The following is a 19,584-nucleotide window of genomic DNA, read 5'->3' as shown; positions in this document are numbered from 1 at the left end:
GGAGCGTTCGAGACGAAACATATAGACATCCAAACGTAACGATCGTAAGGTTTGCCTCGCCAGGCAGCGGCGTGCCCGGTCAGCCACACGACGTAACGAAGTCGTCCCGTCGGTTACCACGGCGCGCCCGAGCGGTCCGCCGTGCCCGTGACGGTGCGTCATCGTCCCGCTCACCCTGGGAGGGAATCGTGGTCTCACCATTCCGACGAACCCGTACGCCCGTTCTGGGCACGATCGCTGCCGTGCTCGCCGTCGCGGCCGTCTGCCTGCCGGCCGGCGGCGCCACCGCCGCGCCGCCGCCGCAGGAGCCCGGTGTCACCCTGCGGGTGTTCGACCTGCAGGTGCCGCTGAACAATCTCTGCACCCTCAAGGCCGCGCAGACGCCCAACGTCGACAAGCTGATGCCGACGATCAACTGGACGACCGCGGCGGAGTTCGGCTTCGAGAACCACTTCCTGGCCCAGGCCCTCGGCAACATCAACATCGCCCAGGCCGGCAGCTACACCTTCCGGTTGCTCAGTGACGACGGATCACGACTGCTGATCGACGACGCTGTTGTCATCGACCACGACGGACTGCACGGACCGGACCCGAAGGACGGCACGGTCAACCTCACCACCGGCTACCACTCACTGCGGATCGAGCACTTCGAGCGGGACGGCGGCCAGCAGTTGACGCTGCAGTGGCGGCCGCCCGGGGCGACGTCGTTCGTGACGGTGCCCAACTCGGTGCTGAGCACCGACGCCGGGGTCGTCCGGGTCACCGCGCCCGGCCGTAAGGAGTGCGAGGCCAGCGGTGACTCGCCCGGCGACGGGCTGCCGCTGACCGGCGTACACCCGAACTACACGCTGACCAACCTACGGCCCGGCGGCTTCGAGCCGCAGGTCACCGGCTTCGACTGGCTCCCGGACGGACGTCTCGCGGTGCTCACCTGGGGTGGTTCGCTGACCACCGCGGGCGAGGTCTGGATCCTGGACAACGTCACCGGCAACACCAGCCCGGCGCAGGTGACCCGGACCCGGGTGGCGAGTGGGCTCCAGGAGCCGATGGGTCTCAAGGTCGTCGACGGCAAGCTGTACGTGTCGGAGAAGCACCGGTTGACGGAGCTCAACGACACCAACGGCGACGGGGTGACCGACAACTACCGGACGGTGGCCACCTGGCCGTTCGGCCAGAACTTCCACGAGTTCGGGTTCGGGTTGCTCTACGCCGACGGGTTCTTCTACCTGAACCTGTCGGTGTCGATCAACTACGGCGGCGCCACCACCGACCCGCAGCCGGCGGGGAACCGGGGCACCACCATCAAGGTGAACCGGACCACCGGCGCGGTGTCGTACGTCGCGGGCGGGCTGCGTACCCCGCACGGCATCGGCTGGGGGCCGGAGAACGGGCTGTTCGTCACCGACAACCAGGGCGGCTACCAGCCGGCGTCCAAGCTGCTGCACATCAAGCAGGACCGGTTCTTCCACCACTACCTCAACCCGCCGGGGCCGTTCGACAACAACCCGGTGACCCAGCCGGTCATCTGGTTCCCGCAGAACGAGATCGGCAACTCGCCGAGCACGCCGGTGATGATGACCGAGGGCGTCTTCGCCGGGCAGATGGCGATCGGTGACGTGACGTACGGCGGCATCCAGCGGGCCTACCTGGAGAAGGTCAACGGCGAGTACCAGGGCGCACTGTTCCGGATGACCCAGGGTCTCGAGGCCGGCGTCTCCGAGGTCAGTGTCGGCCCGGACGGTGCCCTCTACACCGGCGGCCTGCACGGCGGCGGGAACTGGGGCCAGGAGGGCAAGCTCAGCCACGGCCTTCAGAAGATCGACACGAACGGCGGCAACACCTTCGACATGCTGGCGATGCGGGCCCGACCGAACGGCTTCGAGATCGAGTACACCAAGCCGTTGTCGGCGGCGACCGCTACCGCGCTGGCCACGAAGTACCGGGTCAAGCAGTGGCGGTACGTCCCCACCGCCGCCTACGGCGGGCCGAAGGTGGACGAGGAGACACTCGCGGTCTCCTCGGCGACGCTGTCGGCGGACGGCAGGAAGGTCACCCTGGTCGTCAACGGGCTCAAGGCCGGCCGGGTGGTGCACGTCCGCTCGCCCCGGCCGTTCAGCGCGAGCGACGGCCAGGCGCTGTGGAGCACCGAGGTCTGGTACACCCTCAACGCCATTCCCGGCCAGACACCGGCGGTCAACCTCGCCCTGGGCAGGCCGGCGACGGCCGACAGTTCCTGCTCGGTCGTCGAGGGCCCGGCGAAGGCCGTCAACGGGACCACCACCTCGGGCAACCTCGACAAGTGGTGCTCGTCGGGGACCAACCGGTGGCTGCAGGTCGACCTGGGCTCGGCGCAGAGCGTGAACCGGGTCGTCGTCGCGCACGCCGGCGCCGGTGGCGAATCCGCCGCCTGGAACACCCGCGACTTCGCCGTCCAGGTCAGCACCAACGGCACCGCCTGGACCACGGTCGCGAACGTCACCGGCAACACCGCCAACACCACCACGCACACCTTCGGTGCGACCCAGGCGAGGTACGTCCGTCTCGCCGTCACCACGCCGAGCAGCAACGGCAACAACGCGGCCCGGATCTACGAACTCGAGGTGTACGGCGGTGCCGCCCCACCGTCGACCAACGTCGCCCTGGGGCGGCCGGCGACGGCGGACAGCTCCTGTTCCAGCTCCGAGGGACCGGCGCAGGCGGTCAACGGCAGCGTGGCCGGCGGCAACGGCGACAAGTGGTGCTCGCTCGGCGCCAGCAAGTGGTTGCAGGTCGACCTCGGCACCACCCAGAGCGTGCAGCGGTTCGTGGTCCGGCACGCGGGTGCCGGCGGTGAGAACGCGGCCTGGAACACCCGCGACTTCGCCGTCCAGGTCAGTACCGACGGCACCGCCTGGAGCACGGTCGCGAACGTCACCGGCAACACGGCGAACGTCACCACGCACGACATCCCGGCCACCCAGGCCAGGTACGCCCGGCTGACGGTGAGCGCGCCGACCAGCACCACCGACAACGCGGCCCGGATCTACGAGTTCGAGGCGTACGGCACCGGCGGAAATCCCGGCCGGGTGACGTTGTTCGACGGCACCAACATGAACAACTTCCAGCAGGCCGACGGCACCAACCCGACCTGGCCGCTGGGCAACGGCGGGGTGGAGGTGCTCGGCGGTGACATCCGGAGCCGGCAGAGCTTCGGCGACTTCCGACTGCACGTCGAGTTCTGGCTGCCGAACCTGCCGGCGGACGTCACCGGGCAGGCCCGGGCGAACAGCGGCATCTACCTCCAGGACCGGTACGAGCTGCAGGTGCTCGACTCGTACGGGGACACCAGCCCGGCCACCAACGAGTGCGGCGCGATCTACGAGAAGCTGGCGCCGAGGGTGAACGCCGCGACCGCACCGCAGACCTGGCAGACGTACGACGTGACGTTCCGCGCCGCCCGCTTCGACGCCTCCGGGGCCAAGACGGCGAACGCCCGGGTCACCGTCGTGTGGAACGGCGTCACCGTGCACGACAACGCCGAGATCAACGGGCCGACCGGCGGCGGGGCGCCGGAGGGTCCGTCGGTGGGACCGATCCGTCTGCAGGACCACGGTGATCCCGGCGCCAACCTGTTCTACCGCAACATCTGGGTCGAACCGATCAGCTAGCCAGGTCCCGGGGCACCGCCGGCGACGGCGGCGGTGCCCCGCGATCCGTAACCCAGTGTTGTTTTGCTCTTCAGTGCCGATGGGCGGAGCGGTTCATCCGAGCAAACAGGATGAGACCATGATCTTTTACACCCTTCCGGTCGCGGGACTGCGGCGGGCCGGGGCCGTCGCGGCCGCGGTGACCGCCGTGCTCAGCCTCGGCCTGGCCCCCGTGGCGCACGCCGCGCCCGGCGACGCGACGCTGCCGCTGGGCGACGCCGACCTCGTGGAGAGTCGGAGCAGCCAGACCCTGACCCGCGGCGTGACGCTGACCAGGATCGTCCGCGGTACCGAGCCGGCCCCGGCCGACCAGATCAACACCACCACCCGTGGCCCGTGGGTGGTCAACGTGCTGACCATCGATCCGAAGACGGCCCGCGGACACCTGGCCGCGACGTACGGCCCCGACCTGGCGAAGGTGGAGAAGACCACCGACCTGGTCCGTTCCGCCGGCGCCCTCGCCGGGGTCAACGCCTCCTTCTTCACGTTCACCGCCAGCGCCCAGTACCCGGGCGAGCAGGTGGGACTGGGCGTGTTCGGCGGGAAGCTGCTCAGCGAGCCGACCGGCGATCCGGCCGAGGCCAACCTGGTCGTGGACGCCAGGAGCAACAAGGTCATGATGGGCCGGCTGCGCTGGACCGGCACGGTCCGGAACCCGAAGAGCAAGGTCACCCTGCCGCTGGAGTTCGTCAACCACCCGCCGGTGATCCCGGCCGAATGCGCCGACCTCGTCGAGCAGACCCAGTGCGGGGTCTCCGGCGACCTGGTGCGGTTCACCCCGGAGTTCGCCGCGTCCACGCCGGCCGGCGCCGGGGTCGAGGCGGTCCTCGACGAGCGGGGCTGCGTGGTCCGGACCTCGACGACCCGGGGTACGACGCTGCTGGCGGGCCAGACCTCGCTGCAGGCGACGGGCCGGGACACCGTGGCGCTGCTCGCCGTGGCGAAGGGCTGCGTCAAGGTGACCACCACGGTGTGGGACGAGAAGGGCGAGCAGCTCGCGTTGCGCGCCGGGACGTTCGGGGTGACCGGCCGCTACCGGCTGCTCGCCGACGGGCGGATCGTGGTCCCGTCCGGCTCGGACAGCTTCTTCGCGCGCAACCCGCGGACGATCGCGGGCACCGCCGCCGACGGCACGATCGTGCTCGCCACGATCGACGGCCGCATGACCAGCAGCGTCGGCACCACGATGGACGAGACCGCGGCCGTGGCCGCCGCGCTCGGCCTGCGGGACGCGATCAACCTCGACGGCGGTGGATCGACCACCATGTCGGTCGGGGGCGCGCTGGTCAACCAGCCGAGCGGTGGCACCGAGCGGGCGGTCGGCGACGCGCTCGTCTACGTGGACAGCCGGTTCACCGGCCGCTGATCCTCTCCGCCGCGACCGGCGGTCCGTACCACGGTCGACTCGGCCTCGCCGCGACGGGCGGCGAGGCCGAGTGCCGTCTCCGGACGGCTCGCCGGCGGTGCCCGATCGCCCCATTTCTGGCGTACCGGGTCCGTTCGTCGGTACGTCGACAACGACCGTTCACGTACCTACCGGTCGATGGAAAGCGGGGATGGATACGTTTCCCGGACCCGCCCACAAGGAGGTCCACAATGGATCGACGAAACATGCTGCGTGCCACCGTGCTCGGTGCCGGCGCGGTGGCGCTGCCGTTCACCGCCTGGTCGGCGGCGTACGCCGCACCGGCGCAGAACGCACCCAACCCGTACGGTCCACTGCTGGCGGCCAACAGCCACGGCATCCAACTCCCGGCCGGCTTCAGCAGCCAGATCATCGCCCGATCCGGCCAGGTCGTACCCGGCACCTCGTACACCTGGCATGACGCACCCGACGGCGGGGCGGTGTTCGCCAACGGCAGCGGCTGGGTCTACGTGTCCAACTCGGAGACCAGCGCCGGCTCCGGCGGCGGCGCGTCCCGGATCGTCTTCGACTCCACCGGGAAGATCACCGGTGCGTCCCGGATCCTCTCCGGTACCAACAACAACTGTGCCGGCGGCAAGACACCCTGGAACACCTGGTTGTCCTGTGAAGAGGTCAGCCTCGGCCGGGTGTGGGAGACGTACCCGCTCGGCGGCACCGCCGTGGTACGCCCGGCGATGGGCCGGTTCAAGCACGAAGCCGCCGCGGCCGACCCGGACCGGCGGGTCATCTACCTCACCGAGGACGAGACCAACGGCAGGTTCTACCGGTTCGTCCCGAACACCTGGGGTGACCTCTCTGCCGGCACGCTACAGGTGATGGTCGCCGGCAGCGGCACCTCCGGCTCGTTCAGCTGGGCCACCGTGCCCGACCCGGACGGCTCTCCGACCGTGACCCGGTCGCAGGTCTCCGGTGCCAAGTCGTTCAACGGCGGCGAGGGCTGCCATTACGCCGACAACCGGGTGTGGTTCACCACCAAGGGTGACAACCGGATCTGGCAGCTCAACCTCACCAACAACACCTACGAACTCGCCTACGACGACAACCTCGTCAACCCCGGTCCGGCGCCGCTGACCGGCGTGGACAACATCACCGGTTCCCGCTTCGGCGACCTCTACGTCGCCGAGGACGGCGGCAACATGGAGATCTGCATGATCACGCCGGACGGAAAGATCTCCGTGTTCCTCCGGATCACCGGCCAGGGTTCCTCGGAGATCTGCGGTCCCGCCTTCACCCCGGCCGGGAACCGGCTGTACTTCTCGTCCCAGCGGGGCACCTCGGGCTCCTCCTCCGGCGGCATCACGTACTGCGTCACCGGACCCTTCCGCACCTGATCCCCGACACCTGGCGGGCCCGGGGGCGGTCGTCCGGAAGGACCGGCCGCCACCGGGCCCGCGGATCGGTGGGCGGCCTGGTTGCCGACGAGGCCGGCGGAGCACCACCGCCAGCCGGCGGTGAGCCCCGGCACCGGATTCACCGGCGAGCCGCTCGGCTGCCTCCTTACGCCGGCGCTGCGGCGGTGCGGCCCCACACCCGGCTCCCGGCGGGCGACCCGTTGTGGATCACCGGGCCGGGGGACCCGGGTCGGTCGGCTGCGGTGCCAGCGGGATGACGGAGTGCGGCGGCAGTGTTCACCCGTGTTCGGCCCGTTCGGCGAAGACCTCCATGGCGACCTGGTAACCCTCGAACGCCCGCGCCGCCCCGGCGTACGCCTGCAGGTGGATGAACAGTTCGACGATCTCGTCCGGCGAGACTCCCGAGTTGAGGGCGATCCGTAGCTGTCCCCGCAGCGGCCCGAGGGTGCCGAGCGTGGCCGTGATCGCCACCGACACCAGGCTCCGGCCCCGCTCGTCGAGTCCCGTCCGCACCCACGAATCACCGAAGGTGTGCGCGATCGCCAGCTTGCGGAAGTCCCGCCCCGAGTCCGGCTCCCCGACACCCATCGGGATGTCGAGGCGCTGTCCGAGCAGACGTTCGGTCGCCAGCAGGCCGCGCTCGTACGAGTCGTCCGTGCTCATGGTGTCTCCTCGGCCGTGGGTAGGCAGTCGGGAAGTGGGTGACTCGCGGCGGCCAAACCAGGATATACAGGAAAAAGAGCCCGGTTGGCGGCTTGGTGCAAGCCGCGGTCGGTGCAACCGGGGCGCTTGCGCACGTCGCGTGGCGACGACCGGGCTGGTGGGGATGCCGACCCGGTCTACCGGCGGTACCGGTCGGCGAACCCGCCGACCATGGCGGTCAGGCCGGCGGTGAACCACCGCTGGTAGTAGTCGCTTGCTTCCGGAGTCTCGGGCGGGGCGGCCGAGACCCCGGAGGGGGAACCGACCTGGGCAAGGGCGTGGCCGAGCACGTAGACGATGACCGACTGCACGGCGGTCAACCACTCCGCCTGCGGCACACCCGCGTCGGAGAACCGGGCGAGCAGGCCGTCGACGAGTTTGAGGCCGGCGTCGACATCCATCGGATGGGTGGCCAGCAGTGGCACCGCGTTCGGATGACGGAGCAGCATGCGGCGGTAGTTCGTGCCGAACGCGGCCAGTGCCTCCGGCCAGGTGGAGCCGAGGTGGAGGTCGTCGACCGCCTCGGCGGCGAGACGGTCGACGACCGCGGCGAGGACGGCGTCCCGGTTCGGTAGGTGCCGGTAGAGGGACATCACCGCGACTCCCGGTTCGGCCCCGAGCGTCTGTCGTTCTCCGAGGCGTTGCGTAACGAGCTCAAGGACACCGGGGTCACGGTGACCGCCCTACTGCCGGGTCCGACCGACACGGAGTTCTTCGAACGGGCCGACATGCGGGACACGCGGGTGGGCGCCGCGAAGAAGGACGACGCGGCGGAAGTCGCCCGGCACGGGTTCGAGGCGCTGATGAAGGGCAGGGACCACGTCGTCGCGGGCTCCCCGAAGAACAGGGTGATCGCCGGCGCGTCGAGGCAGACGCCGGAAACCGTCAACGCACAGATGCACCGCAAGCTCTCCGAGCCTGGTTCGGGTTCGGACTGAGCCCGGCACGCGGTCGTCGGAACGGTACGGGGAAAGCTCTCCCGCTGGATCGGTTCGGCCCTGCTCCGGCAGAACCAGGCAGGGCCGAACCGGTGCTCTGCGTAGGCGGCGAGATCCGGGCGGTCGACACCGGGGTCGTGCGGTCAGCGAGCCGCCAGTTCCGCTCCGGGGCCGACCTCGCGCATCGCGGTGGTGGTGCGCGCTACGGATGTCAGTGCTGGGAGATGGCGTCGATCAGGTCACCCACCGGGCGGTCGGGCAGCGCACGGGCAACGTCGGCGACGGCGACCACGCCGACCAGTTCGTGCCCGTCGATGACCGGCAGTCGTCGTACCTGGTGGCTGCCCATGGTCTGGAGGATCTCCTCGGCGTCGTCGTCGGCGCCGATCGTGACTGGCTTGCCCTGGGCGAGCTCGCCCGCGGTGACGGTGGCGGGGTCCCGCCCCTCGGCGAGCACCTTCACGACGATGTCGCGGTCGGTGAGCATCCCCTTGAGTCGGTTGTCGCTGCCGCAGATGGGCATCGAGCCGATGCTCAGTTCGGCCATCCGGCGGGCGGCCGTCAGTATGTCGTCGTTCTCGCCGATGCAGGCGGCCCCCGGGGTCATGATGTCGCGTGCGGTTGCCACTGGATCACACCTCTTTCGGTCGTCGGGCTTTGGCTTCCGGTACCCGGTCGGCGGGCTTTCGCTTCCGGTACCCGACCGCCGGAAAACCATTCCTGTCACTGTCCGCGTCGCCCGCGAAAGAGTGCGGTCCGGCTGCTGTGGACGTCCACGGCGTCGGTGAGTTCCTGAGTGGGGCGGCCTCGCCCGCCTGGCCGGATCGCCTCCGATGTGGTCAGGGCACGGTGGGCCGGGTACCTGGGGGGAACGCCCCGCCACGGCGAGATCTTGGCGACCGAGCGGCTGATGCATAGACTCGCCGCGTGATTCCGCCCGGAAACCCCGAACTTGCCCGACCACCGGTGGGACGTCCGCTCTGGTCGCTCGTCGGCCCCGCGCTCGGCGCGTTGCTCGCCGCCGGACTGCTCACCGCGCCCATCGGGCCGCTGGCCGGCGCGATCACCCGCGACCTCGGACTGTCCACCACGACCATGCTGATGACCGTGGTGGTCCCGTACGTCGTGGCGGCGGCGGCCCTGGTCGTGCCCGGTCACCTGCTCGGCCGGCGGTGGCCGACCGCGACCGCGGTCCCGGCCTCGATGCTCCTGGTCCTCGGAAGCGCGGTGAGCGCCTTCACGCCAGGGGTGGCACTGTTGGCGGTCGGTCGGGTGGTCCTCGGCGTCGGTGCCGGAACCGTGGTCGGCGTCGTCCTCGCCCTCTCCGGTCAGCTGGGCCACTGGCGTTCCCGGGCCCGGCTGGTGCTCGGCCTCGGGCTCGGCGTGGCTCTCCTGGTCGGACCCGTGGTGAGCGGCACCCTGACGGTCGCGCTGGGTTGGCGCCTGGCGTTCGTGGCCGACCTGCTGATGGCCACGGTCGCGTTGGTCGGCGCCGTGGTGGGCGGCATCGGCATGTGGATCCTGCGCGCTGTCCGGCCGAGCGGGCCGGCGGCTCCTGTCACGACACCGCCGCTTCCGGACGAAACCTCGCTCGGCGGCCCAGCCCGCTGACAATCCACCGACGTGATCCAGCCGAGCGGGTGTGGGTCGCCGAGCGCCCGGCTGGCCGACCCCACCTCGCCGTGCCCGGCTGTGCCGACGGCGTGGCGAGGCGGGGCCGCCGGGCTCAGGCGATCAGGGTGCCACCGTCGACGGTGACCACCGTGCCGGTGGCGTAGCTCGCTCGCAGCAGGTAGCCGAACGCCTCGGCGACCTCCTCGGGCTCACCCACGCGACCGAGCGGAAGCGACTCGCTGAGCTGGGCGTACATCTGCTCGCGGGTCTCGTCCGGCAACGAGTTCCACAGCGGCGAGCGGATCACGCCGGCGGAGACGGCGTTGACCCGGACCGGGGCGAGTTCGACGGCGAGCGCGCGGACCAGTGCGTCGATCGCCCCGGTGATGCTGGCCGCCACGGACCAGCCCGCGCTCGGGCGGTAGTTGGCGGTGCCGGTGGTGAGAGTGATCGACCCGTTCGGCCGCAGGTACGGGACTGCCGCGTTGACCGCCGAGAGGGAGCCGAAGTAGCGCAGTTCGAACGCGGCACGCGCGGCGTCCAGGTCGAGGGCGTCCACGGACATCAGCGCGAGCGGCTCACCGGCGGTGTAGACGAGGTGGTCGAACGGGCCGAGACCCTCGAACAGCCGGGACACGTCGCCGGAGTCGGTGAGGTTGGCGACGTACCCCAGGGTGCCGGCCGGCAGGGTCGACAGGGCGCGGTCCACGCTGCGCTGACTGCTGGAGGCGACCACGACCTGGGCGCCCTCGCGGGCGGCCAGGGTGGCGGTGGCGAGCCCGATCCCCGAGGTTCCGCCGAGTACGACGACACGCTGGTCGGTGAGGGCCATGATCTTGTCCTTCCGGATCGTGTGGGATGTGCGGTGGAGACGGCTTCCACCCTGCGCCGGCGGGAACGCCCGCGTCCAAGACCTCTTTCACCTGCTGTAATGCCCGTTGGGTATCTCCCCAGTCATACCCGGCGGGTATCGTGGAACCGCCGGGAGGAAACGGGCGGACGGGTACGGGGGCCGGGTGGACGTCGATCTACGCAAGCTCCGCTACTTCGTGGCGGTCGCCGAGGAGTTGCACTTCGGCCGCGCCGCGGCCCGACTGCACATCGCCCAACCGGTCCTGTCCCGCCAGATTCGGGCCTTCGAGCACGAACTTCGCGCCGAGCTCTTCGTCCGGGACCGCCGCTCCACCGTGCTGACCGAGGCCGGCCGCCAACTGCTGGCCGACGCCCGTCCGTTGCTCGCCTCGGCCGAGGCGCTGCGTCGGCGGGTGCAACGGGCCGCGCACGCCAGACCGACGTTCACCATCGCCTTCATGCCCGGCATCATCGTCACCGCCGAGGCCCGTGCCATCGGCCAGCGGCACCCCGACCTGTCCGTCGGTGTCGTCCGGACCTCCTGGAACGACCAGGTCGAGGTGGTACACGAGGGGCGTGCCGACGTCAGCTACGTACGGCTTCCGGTGGACCAGCGTGGCCTGCGCCTGCGCCCACTGTTCGGCGAACCCCGCGTCGTGGTTCTGCCCGGCGACCACCGCCTGGCCGGCAAGGAGTCGATCGACCTCGCCGAGCTGGTCGAGGAGCGGCTGCTGCAGGATCCGGACGCGGTGCCGGAGTGGCGGGACCTGCCGAATCGGCCGACCGACCCCGATCCCCGCCCCCGGCCCGTGCTCTCCTCCGTCGAGGAGAAGTTGGAACACGTCGCGGCGTACGGCGGGGTGGCGATCCTGCCGCTGTCGACCGCGACGTTCTACACCCGGCCCGATGTCGTCCACGTGCCCGTCAACGACCTGGGGCCCAACCAGGTCTGCCTGGCCTGGGCCGAGGGGAACCGGTCACCTCTGGTGCACGAGTTCGTCGACATCGCGGTGCGGCGGGCCCAGGCGATCGACCGTTCGCCCGGGGCGACCGGTGAGTAGCGGCGGGCAGTTCCCAGGGCCGCCTCAGGGTCCGCCGAACAGTTCGTCCCGTCAGCCGGGCACCTGACCCGGTCGCCCTCGGGCGCCTCGTGCGGCAGCGTCGGGCCCCCGTCCCGGACGTCGACGGTGAGCCCGGGGTAGCCGTCGTCAGGATGTCCGCCGGCCCGACCGTGTTCCTCGTCGTACTCGGCGTGGGCATGGGCGACGGTCGGCTCCGCCGACGCCCGTGAACGGCAGGAACATACCCGGACACAGCAGAACGTCGGTCCGGGTTGGTAGCGTGCGGCATCCCGCGGCGCTCCACGGAGTGGGCCGGCAGAACCCTGACCAGGAAGAGCGTGGAACGGATGGAAGACGGTGAGAAGAACGCGCTGTTGATGTTCCTGGAGGCACAGCGCGCCAGTGTTCTCGCGATCGTCGACGGGCTCGACCCCGAAGCCCTGACCACCGCTGTCCTGCCCTCGCAATGGACGCCGCTGGGTCTCGTCGAACACCTCGGCTACGCCGAGCGGTACTGGTTCCAGGAGATCGTCACCGGCTCCGTCGAGCCGCTGGCCTGGCCTGACGACGACCACGCGCCACTGACCACCCCACGACCGCCCGCGGTGGTCTTCGCGTTCTACCGCGCCCAGTGCGAACGATCGAACGCCGTCCTCGCCGCCACGCCACTGTCCGCGCCCGTGTGCGGGCGTTATCCGGGCCCGCTCGGGGACGAGGTCACCGACCTGCGGCGCGTCGTCCTCCACATGATCGAGGAGACCGCACGGCATGCGGGCCACCTTGACGTCGCGCGCGAGCTGATCGACGGGAAGACCGGGCTCGGACCTCGGTAGGGCGACGCCGGTGGGGGAGCCGTCAGGCAGGGATCCCACCGGGCCGTGGTGGGTTCACGGGTCGCCAGGGGCCCGTGGTCGAGGTCCCGGTCCTCCCGGAACGTCTCCCGGTGGTCGAGACCCGGTCGTGGCATCGCCGCAGGCCGAGCACCGGACCGACCCGGCGCCGGTCCCACGCGGACCGCGCCGTCGGCGTCCCGCCGCGTGCCGGTGTCACCGTCCGGGCGCCGGACCGTACGACAGGAACCGGGCCCGGTCCCTGTCGTACGGTCGAACACAGAGTGCCCGGCAGTGGTGGGACCAGCTGGACACGGCCTACCACCGTGAGTCCGGGATACGCACGCGAAGGGCAGGCGCGTCCAGCGGTCCGGCGCTAGTAGGTGAAGGTCCAGAGGAAGTAGAAGCCGGGGCTGGTGGGGGCGTACTGGCGGTACTCGCAGTAGTACCAGCTCCACAGGCCGGTCTGGACACCCTCGTTGCCGTAGCTGTTGCAGAACTGGCCGTCGGAGTAGACGCCGCGCAGGGTGCCGCCCGGCGGGTCCGCAGCGGCCGGAGCGGCGGCGCTCCCGACCAGTCCGCCCAGGGCGAGCGTCACCGCCGCCACCCGGATCGCCCATCTGCGTCCGCGCATGAGGCCTCCTTCCCATATCGTCCACAGTGCACACGGCTCGTCGTCGAGTCCGGCCCGGGACATCGATGTTGATAAGATTCAGGCTCACATGGGCGCGCGCGGGCCGGCTCCGGACAACGGGCGGTGCTGCAACGACGATTCGCCAGCGTGGTCTCCGTCGAACGGGCATCCGCCCTGGACGGGGCGGAGTCGGTGCCGGGTGGCCGGGCCCGGACGGGGTCCTCCGTCGACGGGGCCGGACCACTCCGCCGCCGTCTACCGTGGGGGAGTGGTCAGGGTCACCTCGCCGGCCGACCGGCCCGGATGTCGGGCTGGCCACGGCACCGACCGGCGGACCGCGCTGGCCCTGTGCCGGCACGGAGACCCAGGCCCGCGATACGTGTCGTCGCGCCCTGGTGACCGAGGGCACGGTGCATCCCGACGCTCGGAGAGGTGCAATAGGTGGGTGAGCAGATCCCGGCCCGGCGAGTGACGTCGTGAGATGCACCCTGCCGACCCGCGAGCCGGGTCTCGTCGCAGGCGACCCCGGCCCGGTACCGGGCGCCCCGGCGGCCACCTACCGGCAGCGTTGGGCGGTGGAGACGATGGCCGTCGTACCGCACGACCACCTGTTGGAGATCGGCTGTGGGCGTGGAGTGGCCGTCTCCCTGGTCGCCAGCCGGCTCGGCACCGGCCGGATCGTCGCGATCGACCGGGCGGCGACGATGGCCCGGCTCGCGACCGAACGCAACGCACACCACATCAGCTCGGGCAGGGCCGAGATCCGGTGCGCCGAGTTCGAGTCGGTCGAACTCCCGGACCGGTACTTCACCAAGATCTTCGCGGTGAACGTCAACCTGTTCTGGCTGGGCGCCGTGGCGCGGCAGATCGACCGGATGCGGAGTCTGCTCGCTCCGGGAGGGCGACTCTACGTCTTCGGCGAGCGGCCCACGTCCGCGCATCCGGAGGCGAACCTCACCTCGACCGAGCGGCTGCTCCGAACCCAGGGCTTCGCCACCACCAGACGGGTCGAGGATCGTGGGCAGGGGCGGGTGCTCACCTGCGTCACCGCCACGCCGTCGCCGCCGCGCTGACCCGGCGAATCCCCTGGGGGCGTCCGAGGTGTGGCGGTGGCGGACGTTCGGCTGACCGACTTCCTGACGCACCTCCCGCCGGCGTGGCTCAGCTCAACGACCCGACGACCGCGCCTTCCACTCCTCGACGCTGGTGAGCGGGACAGGCACGGGCCGCTCCGCCGTGGTCGTCAGCTCGATCCGCCGGCCCTCGTCGGCCGAACGGAGCAGGGCGGTCATCGTCTCGAGCACGTGCAACGCGAACTCGCCGCCGGCGCGCGGCGGGCGCCGCTCCGTCGCGTCGGCGAGGTCGATCAGGCCGACTCCTCGGGAACCGCCCGCGTAGCCGGCCCGGGGTTCGAGCGGACGCCACTGGGTGTCGCCGAGCGCGAAGAGCCGGATCTCGCCGTCGAACCGGTTCGGATCGGGTACGGCGAGCGAGCCCGTCTCCCCGTGCACCTCGATCGGGGCGGCCGTCGTGGCGACGCCGTCGAAGCTCGTCGTGATGGTGGAGAGGGCTCCGCTGGCGTGCGTGAGGACACCGGTCACGTGGCTGTCCACCTGAACCGTGATCCGCTGGCCGAGGCGCGGGCCCGAGTCGATGGTCCGTTCGGCACGCAGCCGACTGGCGGCGCCGACCACCGCGCGTACCGGGCCGAGCAGGTGGACCAGGGCCGAGATGTAGTACGGCCCCATGTCCAGCAGGGGCCCGCCACCCGGGGCGTAGTAGAAGTCGGGCTGGGGGTGCCAGCGCTCGTGTCCCGGTGTCACCATGACGGCCGACGCGGAGAGTGGACGTCCGATGAGGCCGTCGTCGATCGCCGTGCGGGCCGTCTGTGTCCCCGTACCCAGGACGGTGTCCGGGGCGCAACCCAGCCGGACGCCGGCCGACGCGGCCCGGTCGACGACGGTGCGGCCGTCCGGGAACGTGACGGCCAGCGGCTTCTCCACGTAGACGTTCTTGCCCGCGTTGATCGCGCGCAGCGAGATCTCGGTGTGCGCCGCCGGGGTCGTCAGGTTGAGCACCGTCTGTACGTCGGGGCGGTCGAGCAGGCGGTCGACGGTCATCGCCTCGGCGCCGGGGAGCGCGGCGGCGACCTCGGCCGACCGGGCGCCGTCGAGGTCGGCCACCGCGACCACGCGCACCCCGGGATGGTCCGCCAGGGTGTCCAGGTACGCGCGGGAGATGACCCCGAGACCTACGATGCCGACACGGTGCGGGTCGCCCACAGCATCCCCCTCTCGATGACGGTGCGGACGCTCGGGTGCGCCAGGACGTCGAGGCTGTGCCCCGGGGTCGTCACGACGATCCGTCCGGCGCCCCAGAGCCGTGTCCAGATCGCCGGTGAGGTGACCGGCCGGTGCCAGGGATGCCAGGGCCGGGTCGGGTGGGTCGTGGTGGCCAGTACGTCGACCAGGTCGTCGTGCAGCACCCAGTACTGCTCGGTGACCAGGTCGAAGTCCTCGATGCCCGCGGTGATCGGATGCTCCCGGCCGAGGTCGGTGATCCGCACCGTGTGCGGCAGGAAGTTGTCCTCGGCGCCGCCGTGGCGCTCGCACGGCTCCTTGCCCGGGTGGGTGGCGAACTGGCCGCCGACCAGGTGCAGGTAGTCCGACGACGCCCGGAACGAATCCGCGATGCCACCGTGCCAGCCGGTGAAGCCGGTGCCGGCGACGACCGCGGCGCCGAGTCCGGCCAGTTGTGCCGCGCTGATCTCGGACATCGTCACGCACTGCACGACGAGGTCGGTCTGGGCCATGGCGTCGGCGTCGGCGTAGACGTCGGTCGACTCCTCGACCCGTACGGCGTAGCCGTTCTCCTCGAGGAAGGGGAGGAACAGTTCCGTCGCCTCGACCGGCCGGTGCCCCTCCCATCCGCCGCGGACCACCAGTGCTCTCCGCTGCGCCACCCGTACGTCCTCTCTCCCGACCGGTTCTCCGGGGCCCGGCCAGTCGCGTCCGGTCCCGGAGGTGTGGATCATCACAACCGTAGTCGGGTGGTCCGCGCTTCGCCGACAGGCCGGTCGGCGCGGATTGTGAGCCGGGTCACCCATCGGCGGGGACGTTGTGGACGGTGACGTCGACCGCGAAGTCCGGCGCCCGGCCCGTACGTCGACCCGGGTCGGAGACCGGCACGGCCGGCCCCGACCCGGGCTGTCGGCACCGCCCGCCGGTCGTACGGCGGGCCGGTCGAGGTCAGGCGACCGAAGCGGGGAACCTCTCCCACACCCGGTGCGCGGTCATCAACGACCGGACACCGTCGAACACCTCGGCCCCGGAGCCGCCGGTGACGACACCCGGGGTACCGGTCGCCCCGAACTGCCGCAGCACGCCGCCGCCGGCACCCCAGCCGCCGATCGCCTTGGCATGCCGCCAGCACTCCTCGACGAGGAGCAGTACCCGTGGATCGACGGCCGATCGGTCGGCCGAGCCGGCCTTGGCGTCGCGTGCCGGCAGCGCGTCCGGTGCCGGTGCCGGCGCACCGGCCAGCAGCAGCGCGTCGAATTCGACCGACCGGGCGGTGGCGAAGGTCCGCTGCACCGGCAGGTCGGCGACCATCCCGCCGTGCGGCGCGATCAGCAGCGGCACCATGCCGGCGGCGAACACCGCCTGGCGTACCTCGTCGAGGTCGTCGAGGTCGCCGTCGGGGTCGACGACGATCCCGACCGTCCGGCCGTCGGTCGGCCACTCCCTGCCGACCTGGGACAGGGCGGGGCTCGGCGTGACGTCGGCGAGCGGCACGGTCGGCTCCGGAGCAGGAAGACCCAGACCGGTGGCGACCTGTGCGCACAGCACCGGGTCGATGTTGGCCAGGCACCGCAGCTGGCGTTCCCTGATCGCCTGGTGGTAGCACTTGCCGAGCTCGAACGTGTAGGCGCGGATGATGTGTTCCTTCTCGACCGGCGACATGCTCAGCCAGAACAGCCGGACCTGGCTGTAGTGGTCGTCGAAGGAGACCGGGTTCGCCCGGACCTTGGGCGCCTCGGCCACCCGCACCGGCACGTCGACGAACGCGCGCGCGTCGTCCCCGGCCGGGAACGGGTTGCCGCCGTCGAGCGAGTTCGGCCGGTACGGCGCGACGCCCGCGTGCACGGCCTGCTGGTGGAAGCCGTCCCGGAGCATGTCGTTCACCGGGGCGTGCGGGCGGTTGATCGGGATCTGCGGGAAGTTCGGTCCGCCCAACCGGGTGAGCTGGGTGTCGACGTACGAGAAGAGCCGGCCCTGCAGCAGCGGGTCGTTCGTGACGTCGATCCCCGGCGGCAGGTGGCCGACGTGGAAGGCGACCTGCTCGGTCTCGGCGAAGAAGTTCGTCGGCGTCCGGTTGAGCGTCAGCAGTCCGACCGGCTGCACCGGTGCCAGTTCCTCCGGCACGATCTTGGTCGGGTCCAGCAGGTCGATTCCGCCGAAGGTCTCCTCCGGGGTGTCCGGGAAGACCTGCAGGCCGAGTTCCCACTCGGGATACGCCCCGGACTCGATCGCGTCGTAGAGGTCCCGGCGGTGGAAGTCCGGGTCCACCCCACCCAACAGCTGTGCCTCCTCCCAGGTCAGGGAGTGCACGCCGAGCTTGGGCTTCCAGTGGAACTTGACCAGCACCGTCTCTGCGGCCTCGTTCACCAGGCGGAAGGTGTGGACCCCGAAGCCCTCCATCGTCCGGTACGACCGGGGAATGCCCCGGTCGGACATGTTCCACATGGTGTGGTGCTGGGCCTCGGTGTGCAGGGAGACGAAGTCCCAGAACGTGTCGTGCGCGCTCTGCGCCTGTGGGATCTCCCGGTCGGGGTGCGGTTTGCCGGCGTGGATGATGTCGGGAAACTTGATCGCGTCCTGGATGAAGAAGACCGGGATGTTGTTGGCGACGAGGTCGAAGGTGCCCTCGTCGGTGTAGAACTTCGTCGCGAAGCCCCGGGTGTCGCGGACCGTGTCGGCGGATCCGCGCGAGCCGAGCACCGTGGAGAACCGGACGAAGACGTCGGTGCTCCGCCCCTTCCTGAGGAAGCCGGCCATGGTCAGCGCCTCGGCGGTGCCGTAACTGGTGAACACCCCGTGCGCTCCGGCGCCCCGCGCGTGCACCACGCGCTCCGGGATCCGTTCATGGTCGAAGTGAGTGATCTTCTCCCGTAGGTGGTGGTCCTGGAGCAGGACCGGACCGCGGGGACCGGCCTTCAGGGAATGGTCGGTGTCACGCAGCCGTGCGCCGTTCGCGGTGGTCAGGTACGCGCCCTGCTGACCGCTCGCGGTGGTCGGCGCGCCGGTCCGCGCACCGGTCGGGGTACGGGTCTGCGGAGCGCCCTGTTCCCTCTTCGGCGGCAGCGGGTCGTGGGGGGCCGTCGGCTCCTCGACGGGCGGCGGGGCGCTGCCCGGCGCGCCGGGCACATCCGTCGCCGGGGCGTCCGTCAGTTTCTCTGCCGCGGCTTCCACGGCGTCCTTGACTACCTTGGCGGGCTTGCTGGGATCCATCTGGGCAGGTCCTCCATCAGACGACGGTGGGGGTGCCCAGAGAGCGGTACCCCGGACTGATGGGACAAAACGTGGCGATTCTGTGATCTCGGACCACCCGGGCCGTGCGGTCCGCGATCCGGCTGTCCCGCCGGCCGGGGACACCGGCACGCCGGCGGACGGAAGGGTGCCCCGAGGGCTGGCCAGGCCGGCCCCCGGGGCGGGATGCGTCAGAAGGGGTAGGGGTAGGGTGCGTCGTTGCCGTAGTCGAAGTATTTGTCGGCGACGCCGCCGGTGACGGTGTTCTTGAGGTGCCAGCGCCAGACGCGGTTTTCGAAGTTCTGGATGATGCCGGGTTCGGTGGCGGTGGTGGTGCCGTTCCAGTTGCCGGGGATCGGGTAGGTGCCGTGGCTGCCGTAGGTGAAGTCGAGGTCGGAGTTGCCGTCGGTGGGGTCGAGGTCGTTTTTCAGGTACCAGTGGCGGGGTCCGTCGGTGTCGTCGACGACGGCGGGGGTCCAGGTGCCGTCGCCGTTCCAGTCGCCGGTGACCGGCCAGGTGTTGGCGTTGCCGTAGCGGAGGGTGTGGTTGACGCCGCCGGCGCTGTTGTCGTTGCGTAGTTCCCATTTCCAGGCGCCGTTGTCTTTGGAGACGACTCCTGGGGTGGTGGTGCCGTTGTCGTCCCAGTCGCCGGTGACGGGGATGTAGTCTTTGCCGCCGAAGAGGAAGTCGACGTCGGATTCGCCGCCTGCGAGGGTGTTTTTGAGGTACCAGCGGCGGGAGTTGTTTTCGTTGGCGACGACGCCGGGTGTCCAGTAGCCGTTGCCGTCCCAGTCGCCGGCGACGGGGGTCATGTGGGCGTCGCCGTAGCGGAACGTCAGGTCGCCGTTGCCGCCGCTCTGGGTTCGTTTGATGTGCCATTCCCAGACCGAGCCGGTGCGGCGTACCAGTGCGGGTGTGGACATGCCGGTCCTGAACCAGTCACCCGCCAGCGCGAACGCCG

General features: G+C 70.9%; 17 protein-coding genes. 8 read left to right on the top strand and 9 right to left on the bottom strand.

Going from position 1 to position 19,584, the window contains the following annotated elements; translation table 11 throughout:
* Positions 1-242 precede the first annotated feature (242 nt).
* From V1633_RS29015 to V1633_RS29005, 3 genes are all read left to right on the top strand, one after another.
* The gene (locus tag V1633_RS29015; protein WP_331217473.1) at positions 243-3,647 is read left to right on the top strand and encodes a galactose-binding domain-containing protein; all 3,405 of its coding nucleotides are present in this window, start codon (positions 243-245) and stop codon (positions 3,645-3,647) included.
* A 118-nt stretch (positions 3,648-3,765) separates the two neighbouring features.
* Positions 3,766-5,052, top strand: a complete 1,287-nt coding sequence (locus tag V1633_RS29010; RefSeq protein WP_331217472.1) for a phosphodiester glycosidase family protein — start codon at positions 3,766-3,768, stop codon at positions 5,050-5,052.
* A gap of 230 nt (positions 5,053-5,282) precedes the next feature.
* Entirely contained in the window at positions 5,283-6,443 is a 1,161-nt protein-coding gene (locus V1633_RS29005; RefSeq protein ID WP_331217471.1) for an alkaline phosphatase PhoX, read from the top strand.
* 297 nt (positions 6,444-6,740) lie between these two features.
* Here V1633_RS29005 and V1633_RS29000 read toward each other — a convergent pair whose 3' ends face one another.
* Positions 6,741-7,127, bottom strand: coding sequence for a carboxymuconolactone decarboxylase family protein (locus V1633_RS29000; RefSeq protein ID WP_331217470.1), 387 nt, complete (start codon positions 7,125-7,127; stop codon positions 6,741-6,743).
* Between the two features lie 176 nt (positions 7,128-7,303).
* A complete protein-coding gene (locus V1633_RS28995; RefSeq protein WP_331217469.1) occupies positions 7,304-7,759 on the bottom strand; it encodes a TetR/AcrR family transcriptional regulator C-terminal domain-containing protein in 456 nt (151 codons plus the stop codon).
* On the opposite strand from V1633_RS28995, the gene V1633_RS28990 reads away from it, so the two are divergent.
* Complete coding sequence (locus V1633_RS28990) at positions 7,742-8,104, top strand: SDR family NAD(P)-dependent oxidoreductase (protein WP_331217468.1); 363 nt, start codon at positions 7,742-7,744, stop codon at positions 8,102-8,104. The genes V1633_RS28995 and V1633_RS28990 overlap by 18 nt on opposite strands.
* 211 nt (positions 8,105-8,315) lie before the next feature.
* Here the strand turns inward: V1633_RS28990 and V1633_RS28985 are convergent, their stop codons facing one another.
* Positions 8,316-8,732, bottom strand: coding sequence for a CBS domain-containing protein (locus tag V1633_RS28985; protein WP_331217467.1), 417 nt, complete (start codon positions 8,730-8,732; stop codon positions 8,316-8,318).
* Between the two features lie 299 nt (positions 8,733-9,031).
* Between V1633_RS28985 and V1633_RS28980 the strand changes: the two genes are divergently transcribed.
* The gene (locus V1633_RS28980; protein WP_331217466.1) at positions 9,032-9,715 is read left to right on the top strand and encodes an MFS transporter; all 684 of its coding nucleotides are present in this window, start codon (positions 9,032-9,034) and stop codon (positions 9,713-9,715) included.
* Between the two features lie 115 nt (positions 9,716-9,830).
* Here the strand turns inward: V1633_RS28980 and V1633_RS28975 are convergent, their stop codons facing one another.
* Positions 9,831-10,550, bottom strand: a complete 720-nt coding sequence (locus V1633_RS28975; protein ID WP_331217465.1) for an SDR family oxidoreductase — start codon at positions 10,548-10,550, stop codon at positions 9,831-9,833.
* A gap of 184 nt (positions 10,551-10,734) precedes the next feature.
* Between V1633_RS28975 and V1633_RS28970 the strand changes: the two genes are divergently transcribed.
* Entirely contained in the window at positions 10,735-11,631 is an 897-nt protein-coding gene (locus V1633_RS28970) for a LysR family transcriptional regulator (RefSeq protein WP_331217464.1), read from the top strand.
* A 347-nt stretch (positions 11,632-11,978) separates the two neighbouring features.
* Positions 11,979-12,464 (top strand): DinB family protein, encoded by a 486-nt coding sequence (locus V1633_RS28965; protein WP_331217463.1) that lies wholly within the window; start codon positions 11,979-11,981, stop codon positions 12,462-12,464.
* Positions 12,465-12,837: 373 nt separating this feature from the next.
* On the opposite strand, the gene V1633_RS28960 is transcribed toward V1633_RS28965, so the two are convergent.
* A complete protein-coding gene (locus V1633_RS28960; RefSeq protein ID WP_331217462.1) occupies positions 12,838-13,095 on the bottom strand; it encodes a hypothetical protein in 258 nt (85 codons plus the stop codon).
* 476 nt (positions 13,096-13,571) lie between these two features.
* Here V1633_RS28960 and V1633_RS28955 point away from each other — a divergent pair, with 476 nt between their 5' ends.
* Positions 13,572-14,168: a class I SAM-dependent methyltransferase gene (locus V1633_RS28955; RefSeq protein WP_331217461.1), complete on the top strand. Its 597-nt coding sequence runs from the start codon at positions 13,572-13,574 to the stop codon at positions 14,166-14,168.
* A gap of 93 nt (positions 14,169-14,261) precedes the next feature.
* On the opposite strand, the gene V1633_RS28950 is transcribed toward V1633_RS28955, so the two are convergent.
* From V1633_RS28950 to V1633_RS28935, 4 genes are all read right to left on the bottom strand, one after another.
* Entirely contained in the window at positions 14,262-15,377 is a 1,116-nt protein-coding gene (locus tag V1633_RS28950) for a Gfo/Idh/MocA family protein (protein ID WP_331217460.1), read from the bottom strand.
* A complete protein-coding gene (locus V1633_RS28945) occupies positions 15,347-16,057 on the bottom strand; it encodes a ThuA domain-containing protein (RefSeq protein ID WP_331217459.1) in 711 nt (236 codons plus the stop codon). Before V1633_RS28945 ends, V1633_RS28950 begins: the two co-directional genes overlap by 31 nt.
* Positions 16,058-16,343: 286 nt before the next feature.
* A complete protein-coding gene (locus V1633_RS28940; protein ID WP_331217458.1) occupies positions 16,344-18,605 on the bottom strand; it encodes a catalase in 2,262 nt (753 codons plus the stop codon).
* 209 nt (positions 18,606-18,814) lie between these two features.
* Positions 18,815-19,584, bottom strand: a 770-nt coding sequence (locus V1633_RS28935) for a hypothetical protein (RefSeq protein WP_331217457.1), incomplete at its 5' end; no start/stop codon positions are given.

The organism is Plantactinospora sonchi, from assembly GCF_036422035.1.
Classification (GTDB): Bacteria; Actinomycetota; Actinomycetes; order Mycobacteriales; family Micromonosporaceae; genus Plantactinospora; species Plantactinospora sonchi.
The sequence above is the reverse complement of the archived record's forward strand: the minus strand, read 5'-3'. Positions and strand labels throughout refer to the sequence as shown.